The sequence below is a fragment of the Bradyrhizobium australafricanum genome, assembly GCF_020329495.1.
Taxonomy (GTDB): Bacteria; Pseudomonadota; Alphaproteobacteria; order Rhizobiales; family Xanthobacteraceae; genus Bradyrhizobium; species Bradyrhizobium australafricanum.
In genome coordinates this window covers 322,608-344,670 of record NZ_JAGKJL010000002.1, presented here as the reverse complement: position 1 = coordinate 344,670, position 22,063 = coordinate 322,608, and the positions used below count along the sequence as shown (strand labels likewise).

The 22,063-nt window shown below is 65.5% G+C and carries 18 protein-coding genes; 4 read left to right on the top strand and 14 right to left on the bottom strand.

The features are described from left to right. Positions 1 to 8 precede the first annotated feature (8 nt). The 7 genes from J6525_RS03335 to J6525_RS03305 all read right to left on the bottom strand — a co-directional run bounded on the left by J6525_RS03335 (position 9) and on the right by J6525_RS03305 (position 10,668). The gene (locus J6525_RS03335) at positions 9 to 788 is read right to left on the bottom strand and encodes an SDR family NAD(P)-dependent oxidoreductase (protein WP_225642053.1); all 780 of its coding nucleotides are present in this window, start codon (positions 786 to 788) and stop codon (positions 9 to 11) included. Continuing rightward, complete coding sequence (locus J6525_RS03330) at positions 785 to 3,100, bottom strand: bifunctional salicylyl-CoA 5-hydroxylase/oxidoreductase (protein WP_225642052.1); 2,316 nt, start codon at positions 3,098 to 3,100, stop codon at positions 785 to 787. Before J6525_RS03330 ends, J6525_RS03335 begins: the two co-directional genes overlap by 4 nt. Positions 3,101 to 3,450: 350 nt before the next feature. Beyond that, the gene (locus J6525_RS03325; protein WP_225642087.1) at positions 3,451 to 4,986 is read right to left on the bottom strand and encodes a sugar ABC transporter ATP-binding protein; all 1,536 of its coding nucleotides are present in this window, start codon (positions 4,984 to 4,986) and stop codon (positions 3,451 to 3,453) included. Positions 4,987 to 4,997: 11 nt separating this feature from the next. After that, complete coding sequence (locus J6525_RS03320) at positions 4,998 to 6,119, bottom strand: SMP-30/gluconolactonase/LRE family protein (protein ID WP_225642051.1); 1,122 nt, start codon at positions 6,117 to 6,119, stop codon at positions 4,998 to 5,000. After that, on the bottom strand, positions 6,119 to 8,251 hold the full coding sequence (locus tag J6525_RS03315; protein WP_312009726.1) for an ABC transporter permease: 2,133 nt from the start codon (positions 8,249 to 8,251) through the stop codon (positions 6,119 to 6,121). The genes J6525_RS03320 and J6525_RS03315 overlap by 1 nt, the downstream gene beginning before the upstream one ends. Before the next feature lie 295 nt (positions 8,252 to 8,546). Continuing rightward, entirely contained in the window at positions 8,547 to 9,572 is a 1,026-nt protein-coding gene (locus J6525_RS03310; protein WP_028331499.1) for a sugar ABC transporter substrate-binding protein, read from the bottom strand. Positions 9,573 to 9,642: 70 nt separating this feature from the next. Next, positions 9,643 to 10,668 carry an ABC transporter permease gene (locus J6525_RS03305; RefSeq protein ID WP_225163682.1) on the bottom strand — a complete coding sequence of 342 codons (1,026 nt, stop codon included), beginning with the start codon at positions 10,666 to 10,668 and terminating at the stop codon, positions 9,643 to 9,645. 79 nt (positions 10,669 to 10,747) lie between these two features. Here J6525_RS03305 and J6525_RS03300 point away from each other — a divergent pair, with 79 nt between their 5' ends. Next, positions 10,748 to 11,755, top strand: coding sequence for a LysR family transcriptional regulator (locus J6525_RS03300; RefSeq protein WP_225642048.1), 1,008 nt, complete (start codon positions 10,748 to 10,750; stop codon positions 11,753 to 11,755). Between the two features lie 201 nt (positions 11,756 to 11,956). Here J6525_RS03300 and J6525_RS03295 read toward each other — a convergent pair whose 3' ends face one another. Next, the gene (locus tag J6525_RS03295) at positions 11,957 to 12,820 is read right to left on the bottom strand and encodes an SDR family NAD(P)-dependent oxidoreductase (protein WP_225642046.1); all 864 of its coding nucleotides are present in this window, start codon (positions 12,818 to 12,820) and stop codon (positions 11,957 to 11,959) included. 4 nt (positions 12,821 to 12,824) lie between these two features. Beyond that, positions 12,825 to 13,382 (bottom strand): carboxymuconolactone decarboxylase family protein, encoded by a 558-nt coding sequence (locus J6525_RS03290; protein WP_225642044.1) that lies wholly within the window; start codon positions 13,380 to 13,382, stop codon positions 12,825 to 12,827. Between the two features lie 218 nt (positions 13,383 to 13,600). On the opposite strand from J6525_RS03290, the gene ilvD reads away from it, so the two are divergent. Beyond that, positions 13,601 to 15,445, top strand: coding sequence for a dihydroxy-acid dehydratase (gene ilvD / locus J6525_RS03285; protein WP_092079813.1), 1,845 nt, complete (start codon positions 13,601 to 13,603; stop codon positions 15,443 to 15,445). A 241-nt stretch (positions 15,446 to 15,686) separates the two neighbouring features. On the opposite strand, the gene J6525_RS03280 is transcribed toward ilvD, so the two are convergent. The 4 genes from J6525_RS03280 to J6525_RS03265 all read right to left on the bottom strand — a co-directional run bounded on the left by J6525_RS03280 (position 15,687) and on the right by J6525_RS03265 (position 19,486). Then, positions 15,687 to 15,899 (bottom strand): hypothetical protein, encoded by a 213-nt coding sequence (locus J6525_RS03280; protein WP_028345217.1) that lies wholly within the window; start codon positions 15,897 to 15,899, stop codon positions 15,687 to 15,689. A 656-nt stretch (positions 15,900 to 16,555) separates the two neighbouring features. After that, the gene (locus tag J6525_RS03275; RefSeq protein WP_050387005.1) at positions 16,556 to 17,605 is read right to left on the bottom strand and encodes a hydroxyacid dehydrogenase; all 1,050 of its coding nucleotides are present in this window, start codon (positions 17,603 to 17,605) and stop codon (positions 16,556 to 16,558) included. 15 nt (positions 17,606 to 17,620) lie between these two features. Continuing rightward, positions 17,621 to 18,517 (bottom strand): amidohydrolase family protein, encoded by an 897-nt coding sequence (locus J6525_RS03270; RefSeq protein WP_225642041.1) that lies wholly within the window; start codon positions 18,515 to 18,517, stop codon positions 17,621 to 17,623. A 3-nt stretch (positions 18,518 to 18,520) separates the two neighbouring features. Further along, positions 18,521 to 19,486, bottom strand: a complete 966-nt coding sequence (locus J6525_RS03265) for a Bug family tripartite tricarboxylate transporter substrate binding protein (protein WP_225642039.1) — start codon at positions 19,484 to 19,486, stop codon at positions 18,521 to 18,523. 186 nt (positions 19,487 to 19,672) lie between these two features. Between J6525_RS03265 and J6525_RS03260 the strand changes: the two genes are divergently transcribed. Continuing rightward, positions 19,673 to 20,224, top strand: a complete 552-nt coding sequence (locus J6525_RS03260) for a thiamine pyrophosphate-binding protein (RefSeq protein WP_050405122.1) — start codon at positions 19,673 to 19,675, stop codon at positions 20,222 to 20,224. 8 nt (positions 20,225 to 20,232) lie between these two features. After that, a complete protein-coding gene (locus J6525_RS03255) occupies positions 20,233 to 20,835 on the top strand; it encodes a thiamine pyrophosphate-dependent enzyme (RefSeq protein WP_225642038.1) in 603 nt (200 codons plus the stop codon). Between the two features lie 165 nt (positions 20,836 to 21,000). Here the strand turns inward: J6525_RS03255 and J6525_RS03250 are convergent, their stop codons facing one another. Beyond that, complete coding sequence (locus J6525_RS03250) at positions 21,001 to 22,062, bottom strand: ketopantoate reductase family protein (RefSeq protein WP_225642036.1); 1,062 nt, start codon at positions 22,060 to 22,062, stop codon at positions 21,001 to 21,003. Position 22,063: the final 1 nt, after the last annotated feature.

The window sequence follows — 22,063 nt, the reverse complement described above, 5'->3', positions numbered from 1 at the left end:
ATGTTCCTTCACCCGGTAAAGACTTCGCCGCCGGCGACCGCGACGGCTTGTCCGTTGATTGACGATGCAGTCTCGGAGGCAAGCCAGAGGATGGCATCGGCGACCTCCTCGGGCGTGACCAGCCGCTGCATCGGATTGACTTTTGCCAACGCGGCGCGCGCTTCCTGTTCGCTGCGGCCGGTCTTGGCGACGATGTTCGCGGCGGCATCCGCCACCAGCGGCGTATCGGTATACCCCGGGCAGACCGCATTCACGGTGACGCCGCGCCGTGCATATTCCAGCGCCAGCGAGCGCGTGAGGCCGATGACGCCGTGCTTGGCCGCGACATAGGCCGAGACGTAGGCATAGCCGGTGAGACCCGCGGTCGAGGCGACGTTGATCACGCGGCCGCGGCCGCGTTGCGCCATGCCCGGCAACACCGCATGCGTCACCAGGAACACGCTGGAGAGATTGCTCGCCAGCATGTCCGCCCACAGCGCCGCACCCGTCTTGTCGAACGGCGCACTTCCGGCCTTGCCGGCATTGTTGACGAGGATATCGATCGGGCCAGCCTCGGCCTCGATCTGCGCGATACCTTTGGCGACCGCAGCTTCATCCGTCACGTCGATCGAAACCACGGCGCCAACCTGCTTGTCGAGCGATGCCGCCGTCGCTTTTAGCGCGTCGATCCGCCGTCCGGCGATGCTGACGCGCACGCCGGCTTTTGCCAGCGCGATCGCCGTCGCGGCGCCGATGCCGGAACCGGCACCGGTCACCAGCGCATGTGCGTTGGGCCAGAACCTCATCATGCCTTCACTCCCGCAGCCGCGCGTTCGAGATTGGCCTCGTATTGCGACTTGCCCGACAGATATTGCTTCGGCCACGCGACCTGCTTGACGCCGATCTTCGCGGCTTCATGCAGCGTCCAGGCGGGGTCGGCGAGATGCGGCCGCGCGATGGCGCAGAGATCGGCGCGGCCGGCGGCGATGATCGAGTTGGCGTGATCCGCCTCCGAGATCGCACCGACCGCGATAGTGGCGATGCCGACCTCGTTGCGGATCTTGTCGGCGAACGGCGTCTGGTAGAGCCGGCCGTAGACCGGATGGTCGTCGGCCCAGACCTGCCCCGAGGAGCAGTCGATCAGGTCGGCTCCCGCCTGCTTGAACAATTTCGCGAAGGCGAGCGCATCCTCGGGCGTGTTGCCGCCCTCGGCCCAGTCGTGACACGACAGGCGGACCGACATCGGCTTGTCCTCCGGCCACACCGCGCGGACGGCGCGGAACACCTCCAGCGGATAACGCGCGCGGTTCTCGATCGATCCGCCATAGTTGTCGGTGCGGCGGTTGGTCAGCGGCGAGAGGAAGCTCGACAGCAGATAGCCGTGCGCGCAGTGCAGCTCCAGGATATCGAAGCCGGCGCCCACGGCGCGCCTGGCTGCGGCGACGAACTGGTCGCGTACCTCGTCCATCTCGGCGCGGCTCATCGGCTCCGGGATCTGGCCGTCGGGCAGATAAGGCACTGACGAAGCCGACACCAGCGGCCAGTTGTGGTCCGGCAGCGCTTCGTCCATGCCTTCCCAGGCGACGCGCGTCGAGCCCTTGCGGCCGGCATGGCCGAGTTGGATGCCGATCCTGGCTTGCGAATTGTGGTGCACGAAGTCGACGATGCGCTTGTAGGCCGCCGCCTGCGCGTCGTTCCACAGGCCGCAGCAGCCGGGCGTGATCCGCGCCTCCGGCGAGACGCAGGTCATCTCGGTAAAGAGAAGGCCGGCGCCGCCGAGCGCGCGAGAGCCAAAATGCACCAAATGGAAGTCGGTCGGCACGCCCTCCTCCGCCGAATACATCGCCATCGGCGAGACGATGATGCGGTTATGAAGCGACAGGCCGCGAATCTGGAACGGCGTCAGCATCGGCGGCGTGACGCGGTCGTTGGTCGCGGCCACGCCGCTGCGCTCCGCGAACCAGCGCTCATAGCCCTCGAGCCAGGTCTTGTCGCGCAGCCGCAGGTTCTCGTGGCTGATGCGCTGCGAGCGGGTCAGCAGCGAATACATGAACTGCTCCGGCTCCAGCGTGTCGGCATAGCGCGAGCCGACCACCTCGAACCATTCCATCGCGTTGCGCGCAGCATTCTGGATCCGCGCCACGTCGACCCGGCGCAGCTCCTCGTAAGCCTTGAGCACCGCGGGAATGCTGTCCCGCGTCGCGCCGTGGATCTTGAACTGGTTGGTCAGCTCGATCGCATCCTCCAGCGCGAGCTTGGTTCCCGATCCGATCGCGAAATGCGCGGTGTGGGCGGCGTCGCCCATCAGCACGACATGGCTGTTGCCGTTGAACGCGGTCCATTTGCCGCAGATCAGCCTGGGAAACGACAGCCAGGCCGAGCCGCGCAGATGCCGCGCGTTGGAGACGAGGTGATGCCCCTCGAGGATTTCCGCGAACACATTCTCGCAGAACGCGATGGAGTCGCCCTGCTCCATCTTGTCGAGACCGTGGGCGAGATAGGCCTCCTCGGTGGTCTCGACGATGAAGGTCGCCGCGCCCTCCTCGAACTTGTAGATGTGCGCCTGGAACCAGCCGTGCTCGGTCTTGCGGAAGTCGAAGGTGAAGGCGTCGAACGGACGGTTGGTGCCGAGCCAGATATAGCGGTTCGGCCGCATCAGCATGTCGGGCTGGAAGGCCTCGATGTATTTGGTGCGGATCTTCGAGTTCACGCCGTCGCATGCCACGATCAGGTCGGCGTCGGGAAACTCGAGATCGGAATTCACCTCGCGCTCGAAGATCAATTCGACGCCGAGCTCCTCGGCGCGCGCCTGCAGGATGTTGAGCAGCCGCTTGCGGCCGATGCCGACGAAGCCGTGGCCGGTGGTGCGCATGCGCCGGCCCTTGATCAGGACCTCGATGTCGTCCCAGTGGTTGAAGGCCTGCTCGATCGTGTCAGCGGTGACCGGATCCCATTTGCGCATGTTGTCCATGGTCGCATCTGAAAACACCACGCCGAAGCCGAAGGTGTCGTAGGGCCGGTTGCGCTCGACCACCGAAATGACGTGCGCAGGATCCAGCATCTTCATCAGGATGCCGAAATAAAGCCCGGCCGGCCCGCCTCCAATGCAAACGATACGCATGGCGTTCTCCCGTTGGCTTCGGCGGGTTGGGGGTGCGGACGAGACGCGTTCCCCCAGGAGCCGACGGGGGATATTATTTTATACTTAAAATAATTGTCAAGGGCGGTTCGGGCCCACCCAACGCTGTCGTCCCGGCGTAGGCCGGGACCCATACGCCGCAGCAGATGTTGTCGACGGGACTCGCCGTTCCAACGACGTACAACAATGACAATCTGTGGTTATGGGTCCCGGCCTGCGCCGGGACGACACTGAGCTTGTTGCTGCTGATTTGCCCATCGAAGGCGTGGCAAGATGGCGGATTGCGCTGCGCTAATCCGCCCTACGCCGACGACAGGCCGCGCTGCGCGACCTCAATGCACCGCGGCGTACAGGATCTTGTCCTGCGTCGCGTCCGCCGCGTCGAACTCGGCGACGATGCGGCCGGTGCGGGCGACCAGGATGCGGTCGGACACCGCGAGGATCTCCGGCAGGTAGGACGAGATCACCACCACCGCCTTGCCCTCGTCGGCGAGGCGGCGGATTTCGCCGTGGATGTGCGGGATGGTGCCGACGTCGACGCCGCGCGTCGGCTCGTCGAAGATGATGATCGAGGGGTCCTGCACCAGCGTCTTGGCCAGCACCACCTTCTGCTGGTTGCCGCCGGACAGCTCGATGATCCTGGCCTTGCGCTGCAATGCGCTGATCTTCAGCCGATCGACCCAGTAGCTGGCGAGCTTGCTGCGCCGCGCCCGCGACAGCAGGAAGCTCCAGCCCTTTCCGGTGGCGAGACTGCCGATATAGACGTTGTCGTCGACCACCATGGTCTCGAAGAAGCCGTTGGCCTTGCGGTCCTCGGTGATGTAGGCGATGCCGTCATTGATCGCCTGCCGCGGCACGCGGTAGCGGATCGGCTTGCCGCGCAGCCGGATGGTGCCGCCATTGACCAGATTGCGCTTCAGCGCGCCGTAGACGATCTTGGCGATCTCGGTACGGCCGGAGCCGATCAGGCCGGCGATGCCGACCACCTCGCCGGCATAGACCGAGAACGACATGTTCTTGACCGCCATGCCCATGGTGACGTTCTCGACCGTCAGCACCTTCTCGCGGCGCTGATGGGTTTTCGCCTTGCCGCCATAGACCGCCTGCGCCACCTCGCGGCCGACCATGTGCTGCACCAGCGCATCGCGGGTGAGCTGCCTGGCCGGCGCCGTGATCACCAGCTTGCCGTCGCGCAGCACGGTGATGCGGTCGGCGATCTGCAGCGACTCCTCCAGCGCATGCGAGATGTAGATGATCGAGACGCCGCGAGCGCGCAGGTCGCGCACCAGATGGAAGAAGTGGACGATCTCCTCCGGCGTCAGCGACGCGGTCGGCTCGTCGAAGATGATGATGCGCGCCTTGTTGTAGATCGCGCGCGCGATCTCCACCATCTGCTTCTTGGCGGTGCCGAGCAGCGCCACCGGCGTTGCCGGATCGACGTGGAAGTTGAGCGACTGCAGCAGCTGCTGGGCCTGGATGTTCAGGGTGCGGAACCGGGTCAGCAGCTTTTCGTTGCCGAGCTCGATGTTCTGCGCGGCGGTCATGGTCGGCACCAGGCTGGTCTCCTGATAGACCATGCAGATGCCGGCATTGAGCGCGTCGCGCGGCTGCTCGAAACCGGTCGGCTTGCCGTCGAGCAGATAGTCGCCGGAGGTGAGCTGGATCGCGCCCGCGATCGCCTTGCACAGCGTCGATTTGCCGGCACCGTTCTCGCCGACCAGCGCATGCACCTCGCCGGGATAGAGGTCGAAATTGACGCCCTCGATAGCGTGGACGCCGCCGTAGATTTTCGAACCGTTGGTGATCCGCAGCACCGGCTCGCGGGCGGCGGAGGTCTCTGCCGTCTTGGCGCCGGGGGCCGCCTGCATCACACCGTCATTCATCGCAGCTCTCCCGTAGTGCGCAGCAGGCGTCCGGCGCCGCGCGCCGCGATCACGACGCCCGAGGGCGTGGCGCAGGCGGCGGTGATGCCGTGGAAGCGGCCGCCGGCGCGGCTGTGCAGGCTGTCGGTCGCATCGCCCTCGGCATCAAGATGCACCAGCAGACCGTAGGAGCGCGGCGGCGCCCACGGCTTCTGGATGCCGAGCGCCTTGACGCTGCCGATCTGCATCGGCTCGAGGCAATCGCTGCCGCCGGCGAGCGCCGGCGCGACCCAGTAATCCGGCGGCATCGTCGCCATCATCTCCTCGCGGAAATCGTCTTCCTTGAGCACGAACTCGATCAGATGGGTGCGGCGGGCGAAGATGCCGAGCAGCATGCCGCCGTGGCCGTCGGGATGCAGCCGCGCCGGATAGCCCGGCATGTTGGCGGCGACGGTCTCACGCGGACCAAGCCCGTTGCCGCCAAGCGCGAACCGGCTGAGGCGATGCGCCCAGCTTTCGGTGAGCCAGAGGCTGTTGCCGTCGGCCGAAACACTCACGCCATAGGGATAGGGCAGATCACGCAGCAGCACCTGCGGATTGTCGAAGCCGGCGCCGCAGCTGATGAGCCGGCCATTGGCGCGCTTCTCCATCAGATCGTGCCGCCATTCGCCCGGGCGTCGGCCGGTGCTGCCTTCGACGGCATAGATGCGGCCATCGGGCGCCGCCGTCACCGACAACAGCCCGGTGAGCGCGCTGCCGCCGGCGGACTCCAGCCAGCGCGGATCGGGCTTCGCCGGATCGATCGCGGCAAGGCCCCTGCCCGCGACGCAGACCAGCAGGCGGCCGTCCGTATGCAACGCGAGCCCGCCGGCATCATCCTCGAACTCGGCGACGACTTTACGCGTCGACAAGTCATTGCCGCCGAGCTTCAGCACCCGGCGTCCGGCCGAGACATAGACCGTGCCGTCGGCGGCGGCGATCACGTCGTCGACGCCGGGCAGCGGCTCGCCGATCGGGGTGGCGGTGTCGAGCCGGTCGTTCGAGCTCAGCGCGCCGTCGAGCGGCGGGATCGCGTTCTGGCCGCCGTCGCGGTCGATGACGCTGCGGATGTCGCGCAGCAGATGATCGAAGAATCCCATTACGTCGTCACCCTGCTCTTTGCGCCCCAATAGGCATCGTAGCCGGTCCAGCTGTCGTCGACGCCGTCGAGCTTGATGCGGCCGATCCGGTTGTTCTCGAGCCCGCCGAGATAGAGATAGCCCTGGTGCTCGCGCATCGAGGTCAACGTCGAATGCGAGATGCCGGTCGGGTCCCACCAGGATTCCAGCGCCTCGCCCTTCTCGTTGAATTTCAGCACGCAGCCATGGTTGAGCGCCGGCGCCAGCCATTCGTCGGTCGGCACCTGCTTCACCATGCGCAGTCGGAAGCCGGGTTTTCGCGCGGCAAGGTCGAATGTCGGCGTGCGGATGCCGACCAGTGCCAGCCAGTAGGTGCCGTCGGAGGCGCGGTTGATGTTGTCCGGGTTGCCCGGCAGTTCGTCCATCAGCACCTCGGTCTTGCCCTTGTTCGGCCCGTCGATCCAGTGGCGGAACACCTTGCACAGCGAGGTCGACGCGATCAGGATCGACTTGCCGTCATGCGAGACGCAGATCCCGTTCGGGAAATAGAAGTGGTTGATCACCGTGCGCGTGGTCCTGGTCGCCGGGTCGTAGCAGACCACGCGGCCGTTCGGCCGGCCCTCGAGGATGTCGAGGGTGTTGGTGGTCATCTCGTAGCGCGTGGTGCAGTCGCTGAAATAGATCTTGCCGTCGGGCGCGATGTCGAGGTCGTCGGCCATCCGCAGGCGGGAATCGTCATTCAGCTTGTACCAGGTGCGATTGGTCTCGTCGGTGACCTTGAAGATGCGGCCGTCGGGCGCGACGCCATAGACGCCCATGCCGGCGACCGCGACGATCAAATTCTCGTCGCGATCGAACTGCATGCCGAGCGGCCGGCCGCCGATATGGGCGAACACCTCGCGGGTCTCGAAGTTCGGCCCGGAGAAACGGATCACATTGCCGTCGCGGGTCGAGCCGTAGAGCCGGCCCTGGCGGTCGAGGATGACGTCCTCGGGCCCCTCGACCTGATCGACGCCGATCGCCTGCGCGTTGATCAGCCGGTCGTTCTGCGCGTAGGGCGAGGCCGCGCCCGGCTGCACCGCGGGCGCCGAAGCGAGCGGCACAAAGGCCGGATTGACATAGATCTTCTGGATCGCCTTGCCGCGGTTCTTCGACCATTTGACGTCGATGCCGACGGCGGCGAGCAGGATCATGCCCGTCACCGCCGAGGTGACGTAGCCCGGGATGCCCATCCGCACGAGGCCGTTGATCAGGAGAAAGATGATCAGCGCGCCGATCATCGCCCGCCACACCGTACCCTTGCCGCCGGCCAGCGACACCCCGCCGAGCACGACGGCGGTGAGCGCCTGGAATTCCCACCCCACACCGGTGGTGGAATCCGTCGAGGCCTGCCGCGCCGCGTAGAAGATGCCGCTCGCCGCGCACAGCGTGCCCGACAGCACATAGGTCATGAACAGCATCACGCGGACGCGGATGCCGGCGTGGCGCGCCGCCTTGCGGCTGGCGCCGATTGCGGTGAGATGCCAGCCGTAGCGCGAGCGCGACAGGAAGATGTGGCAGATCAACAGCACCACGAACAGCGTCGCCGCATTGACGGGAATGCCGAGCACGCTGCCGCCGCCGATGAAATCCCAGGCGTCGCTCTCGACCGAGTTGGTCGCGAACACCTGGGCGTAGCTGGTGTTGAGCAGGTTGACCGAGGCGCGCAGGATGATCAGCGTCACCAGCGTGGTCAGGAACGGCCGTGTCTTCAGGAAGCCGATCAGGAAGCCGTTGATGCTGCCGAGCAGCGCGCCGACCAGAAGCGTCGCCGGCACCGCGAGGCCGACCGGCCATTCGCGCACCAAGAGGAAGTACAGTGCCGCGAAATTGCACAGCGCAAAGATCGCGCCGACCGAGAGGTCGATGCCGCCGGTGACGAGGCAGAAGCCCATCGCCAGCGCGACGAAGCCGAATTCGGCGAACAGCCGCAGCAGCGACACCGAGTTCTGCACCGAGGCGTAGTCGGGAATGGTGAGCGCGAAATAGCCCCACAGCCCGATCATCACGGTGAAGGGAACCACCGGCTCGAACCACTGTTTCAGCAACAGCTCCGACAGCAGGAGCCGGGGTGAAAATCGCCGCACCGATGCGGCAAAGGAATCAACGGCCATCGACATCGCCAAAGCACCCTCTTGATTGAGCACGACCTTGCGGAAAACCGGCTTCCACTTTTCCGGATCGTGCTCGTGATCGCGCACGATCTTGCGGAGAGCCGGCTTGCACGTCCCGGATCATGCTCCTGGTCATGACGCGATCGGCCATCGCATCGCGACCTCGTCCCTTGATGAACACGCTCTCCGTGAACGCTGCGCGTCGGTCGGAGAAAAACCGGCTCCACCTTGCCGGATCGTGCTCTTTGATACAGCCGGCGCGGGAATGCCCCCCGCGCCGGCTGTCCGCGCCTTGTTAATTTTTCTTGGGTAGCGCGAAGCAGTTGGCGCCCGAGGCGTTCGACTTATCCAGCCAGATCGGACGCGTGTAATAGACGAGATTGCGGCTGCCCGGCTTCTCGCCCGACACCAGCAGGGTTTCGGCCGCGAACATCAGGTCGTGGCCCTGCTCGGTCGCCTTGTAGCTCAAGAACTTGTAGAAATTGCCCGAATTGACCTGGTCGCAATCGAGCTGCGAGCCTTCACCGGAGGCGAACACCTTCACATCGTCGATCTTGCCGGCATTGCGGATCGCCTGCGCCGCGCCCGACTCCATGATGCCCCAGAACCCGATCGAGGCGCAGAGGTCGGGATGCTGCTGGATCACCGTCGCGGTGACGTTGAGCGCAGTGTTGGCGTCCCAGTTCGCGGCCTGGTTCGAGACCACCTTGATGTTCGGATCCTTGTTCAAGACCTCCATGATGCCGCCGACCTGGTCGACGCTGGCGGCCGCGGTCAGTTCGCCCTGCACGATCTGGACCTTGCCCGACTTGCCGGAGCCGGTGCCGCAGGCCTTGACGGCCTCGTTCGCCAGCATCCTGCCGATCTCGCGCCAGTCGGCGCCGACAAAGGCGCCGGATTTGTAGTTCGAGGACATGTTGATCTGGATCACATGCGTGCCCTGGCTTTCGGCGCGCTTCAGATCCTTCATCAACAGCGTGACGCTCGGATTCTGCACGATCAGCACGTCGGGCTTCTGGTCGACCAGCGCGGTCAGGGCCTGCTGCATTGCCGAGGGGTTGTTGTTGGGATCGCGCACGACATATTTCATGCCGCGCCACTCGGCTTCCTCCTGCACCACCCGGCCCCATTCGTCGGACAGCGGCACGCCGAGCGCGATCGGCAGATAGGCGATCGTCTTGCCCTGCAGCGCCTTGTCGTAGACGGCACGCAGCTCGCGCGCGGTCTTGGTGCCTTCCTCCTGCGCCGATGCCGCAAACGGCATCGCGGCCAGCGTCACGCCGGCCAGCAGGATCGTCCAGAATTTTGTCGTCGTCTTCATCGTCTCCCTCCACAAAGCAATTTCTTTTGATTGATTTATTTGGCGCGGCGGCCGGCTCGGTCGCCTCGTCTCAGTCCCCTTGCCGCGCGGTCTCCTCGTCGCGGGGGTGCAGCCAGTTGTCGAGCACGATGGCGGCCAGCAGCACCACGCCCTTGATGATGTTCTGCACCTCGCTGTTGACGTCCATGATGGTGAAGGCGTTGAGCAGCGTGCCGATCAGGATGCAGCCGACCACGACGCTGAACACGCTGCCGCGGCCGCCGATCAGGCTGATGCCGCCGATCACGACGACGAGCACGACATCGAAGATCATGGTGCCCTGGGTGATCGCCATCTGCATGCTGCCCGTGGTGCCGACCCAGACCAGGCCCGCAATCCAGGCGAGCAGTGCAACCAGCACGTGCTCGAGCACGATCAGCGGCCGCAGCGCGACGCCGGTCAGCCGAGCGGCCTCCGGATTGTCGCCCTGCGAATAGATGAAGCGGCCGATCGAGGTGCGCGACAGGAACAAATGCATCGCGATTGCACAGGCCGCGAACACCAGGATCGGAACCGGGATGCCGAACAGCCGTCCGGCGCCGAGATACATCAGGCCCGGCGCATCCTTCGGCGCATAGACCACCCAGGCCGGCGCGATCCAGAAGGCGAGGCCATAGATCACGAAGCCGGCAGCCAGCGTCACGAACAGCGCCGGCGCCTCGACGAAGGCGACCATCACGCCGTTGACGACGCCGATCAGCACCGCGACCGCCAGCGCCAGCAGCACTGCCGTGAAAACGGGCATGCCGTTCTGCATGTAGATCAAAGCGATCGCCCAGGAACCCGCCATGATCGCGACCTCGGAGAGGTCGATGCCGCGGCTGATCACGATCAGCCCCATGCCGAGGCCGAGCACGCCGAGGATGGAAATACTCCGCAACAAATTCAGGAGATTGGAGACGGTGGCGAAGCCGTTCAGCGTCAGGCCAAACACGATCAGGAGCGCGATGGTGATCAGGAGCACGATCTGCTCCTGGCTCGGCTTCGCAAACATTGCGCCCAGGCGAGATGATGCCGCAGGGACAGCAACGCCGCGCGATGGCGATTGCACGCTCATCGTTTCCTCCAGGTATTATTTTGCTTGAGACTTTAAGAGTGCCGATTAGTATTCGTCAAATGCATTCGACGGATACGGATTGATCATTTTCATGCATGTACGCGACGTCGATCTGAACCTGTTCGTCGTGTTCGACGCGATCTATTCCGAGGGCGGCGTCAGCCGCGCCTGCTTCCGCCTCAACCTGACGCAGCCCGCGGTCAGCCATGCGCTGAGCCGGCTGCGCGCGATGTTCAACGATCCGCTGTTCGTGCGCCGCAACCACGTGATGACGCCGACCCCGCTGGCCCGGCAGATCATCACCACGGTGCGCCAGGCGCTCAACGGCCTCGAGACGACGCTGACCCACACCCACCGGTTCGATCCGGCGCAGACGCCGAAGCGGTTCGTGATCGGGCTGCGCAACAATCTCGAGGCACCGATGCTGAGCGCGCTGGTCAACCGGATCAGCACCGTGGCGCCGCTGGTCGAGATCGCCACCGTGCGCAGCGAGCGCAACAATCTCGAGCGCGAGCTTGCCGCCGGCACCCTCGACGTCGCGATCGATACGCTATTGCCGCTGTCGGCGGAGGTGCGGCGCGAGCAGATCCTGACCGAGCATATCGCGGTGTTCGCGCGGCGCGGCCACCCCGAGCTCGGCACCCGGATCGACAAGAAGGCTTATTTGCGCATGGAGCATGTCTGCGTGACGTCGCGGCGCAGCGGGCTGTCGTTCGAGGATTTTCAGCTCCAGCGCCTCGGCCTGACCCGCACTGTTCGCCTGACCTGTCAGAATTTCGCAACCGCCTGCCACGTCGTGAGCCGCAGCAACATGCTGCTGACCGCCTCGGAGAGCGCCGCCTCCGTGCTGGAAGATCCCGGGCTGCTGCAGTGCTTCCCCTGCCCGTTCCCGATCAGTCCGCACGTCAATTATCTCTACTGGCACGCCACCGCCGAGGACGATACCACCAATCAATGGCTGCGCGAGCAGCTGCGCGCGGCCGCGGCGCTGCTGGCCGGCAGCCGCTTCAGCAAGAAGAATCGCCGCGCAGTGAAAGCGCGCCCCAGGGTCGGCATCCCGCTGCCAACCAGCCTCGCTGCGGAATAGTGAGCGACGCTGCGCACTCTCCACCTCGCCCCGCGTGCGGGGAGAGGTCGGAACGCATCGTTAGATGCGTTCCGGGTGAGGGGGAGTCTCCGCAAACGCAGCCATCACCGCATACGCGGCGAGAGCCCCTCACCCCAACCCTCTCCCCGTAAGAACGGGGCGAGGGAGCGCACCGCCGTCGTGGCCGCTATTCATCAGAGTCTAGAGCCCGCTCAGCCCACTATCCACCGCGAGCGTCTGCGCGGTGACATAGACGCCTTCATCCGACATGAAGAACAGCACCGCATAGGCGATCTCCCACGCCGTCGCCTGACGGCCGAACGGGATATGCCCCTTGCCGCGCGACGGCCGGCCCGCGCCGGCCTCGCGGCCGTTCGGGGTGTCGACCAGCCCGGGATAGACCAGATTGGCGCGGATGCCGCGCCGCGCGCCAGCATGTGCGATGTTGCGCATCAGGCCGCCGAGCGCGGCCTTGGAGGAATCATAGACCGCCATCTGCGATCCCGCCTTCAGCGCCGCGATCGAGGAGATGAACACGATCGAGCCGCCGTCTTCGAATTTCGGCAAGGCGGCGCGGCAGCACAGCATCGGGCCGCGGACATTGACGTCGTAGATCCTGTTCCATTCCTCCGCGCTGACATTGTCGAGCCCGGTCTTGCCGAAGGTGCCGATGTTCAGCACCATGCCGTCGAGCCCGCCCATCGTGCGATGCGCCTCGTCGATCATCCTGATGACGTCGGCTTCCTTGGTGACATCGGCGGCGATCGCGAAAGCGCGGCCGCCGTCAGCGGCGATGCGCGCAACCGTGTCCTCGGCCGAGGCACGGTTGAGGTCGGCGACCGCGACATGCGCGCCCTCGCGCGCGAACAGCAGGCTCATGGCGCGGCCGTTGCCGATCGGATCGGTCGCGGCATCGAACACCCGCTGGCCGCCGCCGACCACGAGGATGCGGCGGCCGGTGAGGCGTCCCCTGCCCGGCGCGGTGCCGGACGATTCCGCGCTCAGCGGACGGACATAGCGCTCCGGCTTCGTGTCTTTATTGGCCTCTTGCGAAGTCTCCGACATCTCGTCAATCCCGCTTCTTGCCGCCTTCGAACACGGCCATGCCGGCGGCCGGATCGAGATCGGTCTCGGTCGCCTCGGTCAGCCGCGCCATCATCATGTAGAAGCCGAGCGCGACGATCGCCTCGACGATCTCCTGATCGCTGAAATGCTCGCGCACCGCGGCAAAGGCCGCATCGCCGACGCGGACCTTCTCGACCACCTCGCGGCCGAAGCGAAGCAGCGCGCGCTCGGCTGCGTTGAGTGCAGCATCGTCGTAATCGCCGCGCTCGACGGCATCGATCTGCGCCTGGGTGACGCCGACACCGAGCGCGATCGGCACATGTTGCCGCCATTCATAGGCGCCGCCCTCGAGCTGCGCGGCCTGCAGGATCAAGAGCTCGCGGTTAACCGCCGACAGCTTCTGCTTGTGCAGGATCGAATTGGCGAGCCGCATCGCCGGGATCATATTGGCCTCGGCATGGGCCATCATGCGGAAGATGTTGAGCTTGACCGGCATGCGGTCGAATGAGGCGCGGATCTCTCCGCTCGTCGTCTCCGGATCAATCAGGGGCAGCCTTGCCACGTGTGTCTCTCCCTTTTTGCTTGTTCGTTATTCTTGCCGTCGGTGCGATCAGCTAATGCACCGGGCCGACCGAGATCAAGCCGACCGGCTCGACATTGCCCGAATTGCGGGGTTCAGCCATGCGGTTCCGCGCTTGAATCCGCATCCACGGGCAGGCATAAGGAGCGCCAACTCCCCTAAAAAATGCCCTTAGCCCAAGGATTTGAGAAGGATTTACGATGCCCGCCTATCGCTCCCGCACCACCACCCACGGCCGCAACATGGCGGGTGCACGCGGCCTCTGGCGCGCCACCGGCATGAAGAACGAGGATTTCGGCAAGCCGATCATCGCGGTGGTCAATTCCTTCACCCAGTTCGTGCCAGGCCACGTCCATCTGCAGAATCTCGGCCAGCTCGTGGCCCGCGAGATCGAGAAGGCCGGCGGCGTCGCCAAGGAGTTCAACACCATTGCGGTCGATGACGGCATCGCGATGGGTCACGACGGCATGCTGTACAGCCTGCCCTCGCGCGAGCTGATCGCCGACAGCGTCGAATACATGGTCAACGCGCATTGCGCCGACGCGATGGTCTGCATCTCCAACTGCGACAAGATCACGCCCGGCATGCTGATGGCGACGCTGCGGCTCAACATCCCGACCGTGTTCGTCTCGGGCGGACCGATGGAGTCGGGCAAGATCGTGCTCAAGGGCAAGAAGCGCGCGGTCGACCTGATCGACGCGATGGTCGCGGCCGCCGACTCCAACGTGTCGGACGAGGACGTCGCGGTGATCGAGCGTTCGGCCTGCCCGACCTGCGGCTCCTGCTCCGGCATGTTCACCGCGAATTCGATGAACTGCCTGACCGAGGCGCTCGGCCTCGCGCTGCCCGGCAACGGCTCGGTGCTCGCGACCCACGCCGACCGCAAGAGCCTGTTCGTCGAGGCCGGCCATCTGATCGTCGACCTCGCCCGCCGCTACTACGAGCAGGACGACGCCAAGGTGCTGCCGCGCAATATCGCCAACTTCAAGTCGTTCGAGAACGCGATGACGCTCGATATCGCGATGGGCGGCTCGACCAATACCGTGCTGCATCTGCTCGCCGCCGCGCGCGAGGGCGAAGTGCCGTTCACGATGACCGATATCGACCGCCTGTCACGCAAGGTGCCGGTGCTCTGCAAGGTCGCGCCCTCGGTGCAGGACGTCCACATGGAGGACGTGCATCACGCCGGCGGCATCATGGCGATCCTCGGCGAGCTCGACCGCGCCAAGCTGCTCACGACCGACGGGCCGACCGTGCATGCCGCAACGCTGGACGATGCGCTGAACCGCTGGGACGTGGTGCGGACCACAAGCGACAAGGTGCGCAACTTCTATTGCGCCGCGCCGGGCGGCGTGCCGACCCAGGAAGCCTTCAGCCAGGACCGCCGCTTCGACGAGGTCGATCTCGATCGCGAAAAGGGCGTCATCCGCGACGCCGAGCATGCCTATTCCAAGGACGGCGGCCTCGCCGTGCTGTTCGGCAACCTCGCCGAGGACGGCTGCATCGTGAAGACCGCCGGCGTCGACCAGAGCATTCTGAAGTTCTCCGGCCCTGCCCGCATCTTCGAGAGCCAGGACGCATCGGTCGACGCCATCCTCACCAACAAGGTGAAGGCCGGCGACGTCGTGCTGATCCGCTATGAAGGTCCGCGCGGCGGCCCGGGCATGCAGGAAATGCTGTACCCGACCAGCTATCTGAAATCGAAGGGCCTCGGAAAGGCCTGTGCGCTGATCACCGACGGCCGCTTCTCCGGCGGATCGTCGGGCCTGTCGATCGGCCACGTCTCGCCGGAAGCCGCCGAAGGCGGCCTGATCGGCCTCGTCGAGGAAGGCGATATCATCGAGTTCGATATCCCGAACCGCAAGGTCAACCTCGCGGTCGACGACGCCGAATTGAAGCGTCGCCGTGCAGCGATGGAAGCCAAGGGCAATGCGGCCTGGAAGCCGGCGGCGCCGCGCAAGCGCGCTGTCTCGACCGCGCTGAAGGCCTATGCGGCGTTCGCCAGCAGCGCTGCCAAGGGTGCGGTTCGCATCCTGCCGGAGTGATCGGGGCGAGCTGAACTCGGCCGTTCACTTCGCAAGAGCGAGTTGGCTTCTCTAGTGTCATTGCGAGCGCAGCGAAGCAATCCATCTGTCCGCACATGCGGAACCATGGATTGCTTCGTCGCTTCAGCGCAAAATTGCTCTGCAATTTTGTCGCGAGCTCCTCGCAATGACGGCACCATTGGATCGCGCCCCAAACTCCCACAGGGAGAGGTCGGATGCCGCCACACGCGGTCCATCTGGTTCAGGCGTGCAAGTCGGCCGCCTCGATCCGAATGCGGTCGGCATGCAGTGACCAGTCGCACAGCGATTGTTCCTGGCAAAACTTGACCTTGGCCATCTCGGTGGCCTGGCCCTCGCTCGAGGCGTCGATCTCAAGCGCGCCCTGGCAGACTTCGCGCTCGCGGCCATTGCCGCCGAGCACGTCCTTCATGAAATGAACGACGAAGCGTGACATGGAACCCTCCCTGCTGCACCGGCAGAGCCCGGGGTACCACGCTAGCACTAACACGAAAGGGTAGTGAGTTAATTCGGCTGATACGCGTGCGACTGTTCGCAGCGGGGAAAGCTACGCGCCGGCCTGCGGCAGGCTGGCGGCAGCGATCGCGACGATCTGCGCAAGACGGCGGCCGATCCTGGCGGGCGCGTTGCGGAGCAATGACTGGACCTGTCGCATGAACCTCTTCCTTCCGTGCCCACAATGGACGGGCACCAACGGAAAATGGCGATTTCAGGCTAAGTCGTCGATATCTCAGGGAAAATAACAACGGACGCGTTGCGAGGCGGTCGTCCGGCAGTGGATTTATTGCCCCGATCGAGGCTACGACGAAGGAGATTTTCTCCGGTGTTTTGGCGCGCGCAACAGCACTCGCACGGCTGGCCGTTTTGCGTGAGGGACGCACCGGCGGAACCGTTCCCCTCCGCCCTTGCGGTAGATCTCCCCCGCAAGGCCTGGCGCTGCACGATTTCTGAATATTGGAAATGCACCCCTGAGTTGCCCGACGCGTCAAGTTGCCTGCTCGAACGCCAGCAGCCGCCAGCTCCTTTGCATGGGGTTGTTTTCGATATTTTTGGCCGCGCGCAGCCGCGGCCCCCGCAGGGGCAGGGCTGACCCTACCCCGGCATGAACCCGAACGCCTTCTCGAACCGTCTTGCGTAGACCGGCCACACCTCGGGATTGATGATGCGCGGCGGGCGCTTGCCGTCGAGGGCGTCGAGGATCTGCTCGGCCGCGATCCGGCCCATGTTGATGCGCGCCTCGCGGGTGACGCCGGCGGTGTGCGGGCTCGCCAGCACATTGTCGAACTGCAGCAGCGGATGATCCGGCGGCGGCGGCTCCTTGTCCCAGACGTCGAGCCCGGCGCCGGCGATGCGCTTGTCACGCAGCGCTTCCTCCAGCGCCTTCTCGTCATGGATGAAGCCACGCGCGGTGGTGACGAAATAGGCGTGCGGCTGCATCAGCGCGAACTGGCGCGCGCCGATCATGCCGCGGCTGTTCTTGTCCAGCGGACACGAGATCGAAACAAAGTCCGCGCGGCGCAGGAGATCGTCGAGCTCGACCTTCTCCCCGCCCCGCTTCGCCATCTCATCCGCCGTGAGATAGGGATCGTAGGCGATCACCTTCATGTGCAGGAGGCCCCTGCACAGTTCGGCGATGCGGCGGCCGACATTGCCGAGACCGACGATGCCGACGGTCTTCTCCTTCAGCTCATTGCCGATCAGGTCGTTGCGGTTGACGTTGGCCTCGCGCCGCAGCCTGCGGTCGGACTGGATGATCCGCTTCGACAGCGTCAGCATCATGCCGAGCGCGTGTTCGGCGACCGAATTGGCGTTGCCGCCGGACTGGTTGACGACCAGCACGCCCGCCGCGGTGCAGGCATCGACATCGACGGGATCGAAGCCGGCACCATTCGACGACACGATCAGAAGATTCGGCGCACGCTTCAACAGCTCGGCATGGGCATGGAAATGCGGCGCCAGCTCATCGCGGGCCGCGCCGATCTGATAGGCATGCGCGTCGGCGAGAACCGGCGCGAAGGTCGCCTCCGGCGTCTCGTTCTCGAGACGGTCGAGCCGGACATCCGGCCGCTTCTTCAGGATATCGACGTAGATCTCGTGGGCGAGGTATTTGACGTAGAACACGCGCTTGTTGTTGACGGTCATGTCTTCGAGCAGCTTTCAGTTTGGGAAGCCATAGAGTCGTGCGGGATTGTCGACGAGGATACGGTGCCGGGTCGCTGCATCCGGCGTCCAATCCTGGAACAGCGTCAGCAGATGGCCGGCGTCGGGCATTTCGCCTTCGACCCGCGGATGCGGCCAGTCGCCGCCCCACACCAGCCGTTCAGGATTGGCCGCGACCAGCGCCTCGTGGAACGGCCGCGCATCCGGATAATCGGGCGCCCGCTGGCTCAGGCGATGCGCGCCCGAGAGCTTGGCCCAGCACCAGCCTTCGTCCACCGCACGCAGCAGGCTCTGAAAGCCCGCGGTGTTGATGCCGGCGCCGGCGTCAGTGCGGCCCATGTGATCGACCACGACCGGCAACCCGAGCGCCTTCAGCGTCGGGATCATCTCAGGTAAATCCCTCACGTCGATCCAGAGCTGCAGATGCCAGCCGAGCTCGGCCATCACGCCCGCATGCGTCTCGGCAACGTTCAAGGGAATGCCGCCGCGGTAGTGCAACTGCCCGCCGCGGAAGAAATGGTTGAAGCGCAGGCCGCGGACGCCGAGCACATGCCATTGCCGGAGCGTGCCCGCCGCCACATCGGCATCGGCCACCGCGACGCCGCGCAGCCGCGCGGGCTCGCGCTGCAACGCATCCAGCATCGCCGAATTGTCGTGGCCATGCGCGCTGCCCTGCACCAGCACGCCGCGGGCGAAACCGAGTGTATCGAGCATGCCGAGATATGTTTGCAGCGGCGCGTCCGGCGGCGTGTAGCTGCGATCGCCGGCATAGGGGAAGCGGTCGGCCGGACCGAACACATGCGCATGCGTATCGCAGGCCTTCGGCGGCAGCTTGTCTCTGGGCGGCGTCACCCGACGCGGCGGCAGGCAGGCGGGAATTTCTGACGCAGCCATGTTCTATTCCGCTTTCATGCCGGCGGCCTTGATGATCGGCCCCCATTTGTCGTAGTCGGCCTTGATCTTGGCGGCGAACTTGTCCGGCGTGGAGCCGATCGGGATCGCACCGAGCTTGCCGAGCCGCTCCTTCACGGCATCGGTGTTCACCGCCGCGACGAAATCATGCGAGATCTTCGCGACGAGGTCGGCCGGAATGTTGCCGGGCCCGAGCAACCCCCACCACACCTCGGTGTCGTAGCCCGGCACGGTTTCCGACATGCTGGGCACGTCAGGCAGGAACGGCGCACGCGAGCCCGTCGTCACCGCCAGCGCGCGAACCGTGCCGGCTTGCAGCTGCCCGACCGATTCCGGCCCGTTGTTGAACGACAGCGGAATTTGTCCGCCGAGCAGATCGTTGATCGCGGGCGCACCGCCCTTATAGGGGATCGCGTCGAGATCGATCTTGGCGAGGCTCTTGAGCAGCTCGCCGGCCAGATGGGTCGAGGTGCCGTTGCCGGCATGGGCGAAGGACAGGCTGCCCGGCTTCGCCTTCGCCGCGGCGATGACGTCGGCGACCGATTTGAACGGCGAATCCGCGCGCACCAGCAGCACGTTCGGCGACGACGCCAAGAGCGAGATCGGCGAGAAATCCTTGAAAGTGTCGTAGGGCAGCTTTGGATAAAGGAACGGATTGGTGGCGTGGCCGCTCGCCACCATGATCAGATTGTAACCATCGGGCGCGGAGGTCGCGATCGCCTGCGAGGCGATCACCCCGCCGGCGCCGGGCCGGTTCTCGACCACGATCGATTGCGTCCAGGTCTTCGACACCGCTTCGGCGAGCGTGCGCGTCAGCACATCGACGCCGCCGCCGGGCGGATATGGAACGAGAATGTGAACGGCCTTGGCCGGGAACGGCTGCGCGGACGCAAGGCCGGCCACAACCATGGCCGCTGCCGCAATGGCGGTCCGCCAGACCCATCCGGCCATCGACGCCTCCCGTCCCTTGATCGATACCGTCCCTTTTTCGTTACGCCTGTATCGCACGTTGGTTCGGCGCTGCGATGGCCGAATTCCGCAGATCGCGTTGCGGCCGCGACATGTTGACAATCGCAGGCACCGCGTCAAGTTTCGTGCGGCAAGCGGCCATAGCGTCGCGCGAGCAGGGAGAACAGGATGGCGGCCGCGGAACAAGCCTCGTCCCAGAAGACGGCGACCACCTGGCACGGCATCGTGCTGCAGACGCTGAAGCGGAACGAGATCAAGCTCGTGCCCTATGTGCCCGACCGGGTGCTGACCACGCTGATCAAGGACCTGCACGCCGATCCCTATTTCACGACATTTCCGACCGCGCGCGAGGAAGAAGCGGTCGGCATCGTCTCCGGTGCCTGGATGGCGGGCACGCGCGGCGCGGTGCTTATGCAAACCTCGGGCTTTGCCACGCTGGCCAATGTGCTGGCCTCGCTCGCGGTGCCCTACCAGATCCCGCTGATCATGTTCGTCTCCGAGCGCGGCACGCTAGGCGAGTTCAATTACGGCCAGGCGCTGGTCTGCCGCACCATGCGCCCGGTGCTGGATTCGCTCGCCATGGAGCATCACACCATCACCCGGCTCGACGAGCTCGAATTCATTGCCGACCGCTCGATCAAGCAGGCCGTCACCACCCAGGCGCCGGTGGCGCTGATCCTCTCGCCGCTCTTGACCGGCGGCAAGACCTTCGACAAGTGAGATCAGCCATGACCAGCACCCACGCGCGCAACACCAAGGTGATGAACCGCTTCGAACTCACCCAGCGCCTCGTCGCCGGGCTGAAGGACGAGGCCGTGATCGGCGGCATCGGCAACACCAATTTCGACCTCTGGGCCGCCGGCCATCGCCCGCAGAATTTCTACATGCTGGGGAGCATGGGCCTTGCGTTTCCGATCGCGCTCGGCGTCGCGCTGGCGCAGCCGAAGCGCCGCGTGTTCGCGCTCGAAGGCGACGGCTCGCTGCTGATGCAGCTCGGCTGCCTCTCGACCATCGCGACGCTGGCGCCGAAGAATCTCACCATGGTGGTGATGGACAACGGCATCTACCAGATCACGGGCGCGCAGCCGACGCCGGCCGCCGGCCATACCGATATCGTTCAGGTCGCAATCGCCAGCGGCATCGCGAGCAGCTCATGGGCCGCCGACGAGGACGATTTCGAGCGGCTGATCGAACAGTCGAAACAGACCTCCGGCCCGACCCTGATCGGCGTCCGCATCGACGACAAGCCCGGCACCGGCACCACCCGCCGCGACCCCGTGCAGATCCGCGAGCGGTTCATGCATGGGATGGGGGTGAGGCAGCTGCTGTAGGCAAGACCCGGCGGCCGCGCATCCGTCATTGCGAGGAGCTCGCGACAAAATTGCAGAGCAACTTTGCGCTGAAGTGACGAAGCAATCCATGCATCCGCGCATGCGGTTGGATGGATTGCTTCGCTGCGCTCGCAAAGACGGCAGTCGGGCCCGTATGAGTTCGACTCAATTCAACCTCAGCTCCGTGATGTGCCGCGGATCCGGCGCGAGTTCGCCGCGTTCGACGCGTTTGACGATGTCGGTCAGCGCGGCATTCGCCGCGCAGGTGATGCCGAGCTTCTCGCCCTCGCGGACCACGAGGCCGTTGAGGAATTCGATCTCGGTGCGGCGGCCCTTCTGCATGTCCTGGCCCATCGAGGGGCGCTGCGCCCATGAGGTGCGCTTGGCATCCTTGAAGTGCTGCTCGTCGCACGCGCGCGTTGCGGCCTCGTCGCCCTCGCCGGCGCGGGCGATGGTCTCGGGCGGCAGGTGCAGGATCTCCTCCAGCTGATAGCCCTGCGCCTGGCCGACGCGGATCGCCTCGCTGCCGAGCCGCGTCGAGAAGCGGCGCAGCGGTTCGCTTTGCAGCACTTCGCCGCCCGTTAGACCAGTGCAGGCCGAGAGCCCGTTGCCCATCACGTTGGCGACGAGCTTGGACCAGCGCTCGCCCCAGAGATTGGAGGTGACCTTGGCGCTGTCGGAATAACCGACCAGGCGGCAGACTTCCTCCGCCCGCGCCGTGATGCGGCCATGCACCTCGCCGGCGCGAAACACGGTGTGCGCTGCGCCGCCCTTGCCGGCGCCGCGGTGGATGTGGCCGGGCTCGGGCAGATTGACGGTGATGCTGCTTGCGATGCAGCCGAGCGCCTTGCCCCAGCCGACGATGCCGGCGATGGTCTCCTCGTTCATGCAGTTCTGCAGCGACACGACGTAGCCGTCCGCCGCGAGATATTGCCGGATCAGCATGGTGGCCCAGGCGGTGTCGTAGGACTTCATGCAGACGAAGGCGATGTCGACCGGTTTTTCCTTTGCCAATTGCTGCGCGTCGGTGACGTCAAGCGCGCGCACCGGCACCGAGAATTCCGCGACGTCCATCGCGTGCGTGACGCGCAGCCCGTGCTTGCGCATGTGCTCGACATGCGCGGGCCAGGGATCGATGAAGGTGACGTCCTCTCCCGCCTGCACCATATGCGCACCGGCATAGCCGCCGACAGCGCCCGCGCCGACGATCGCGATCTTCCGACCCATG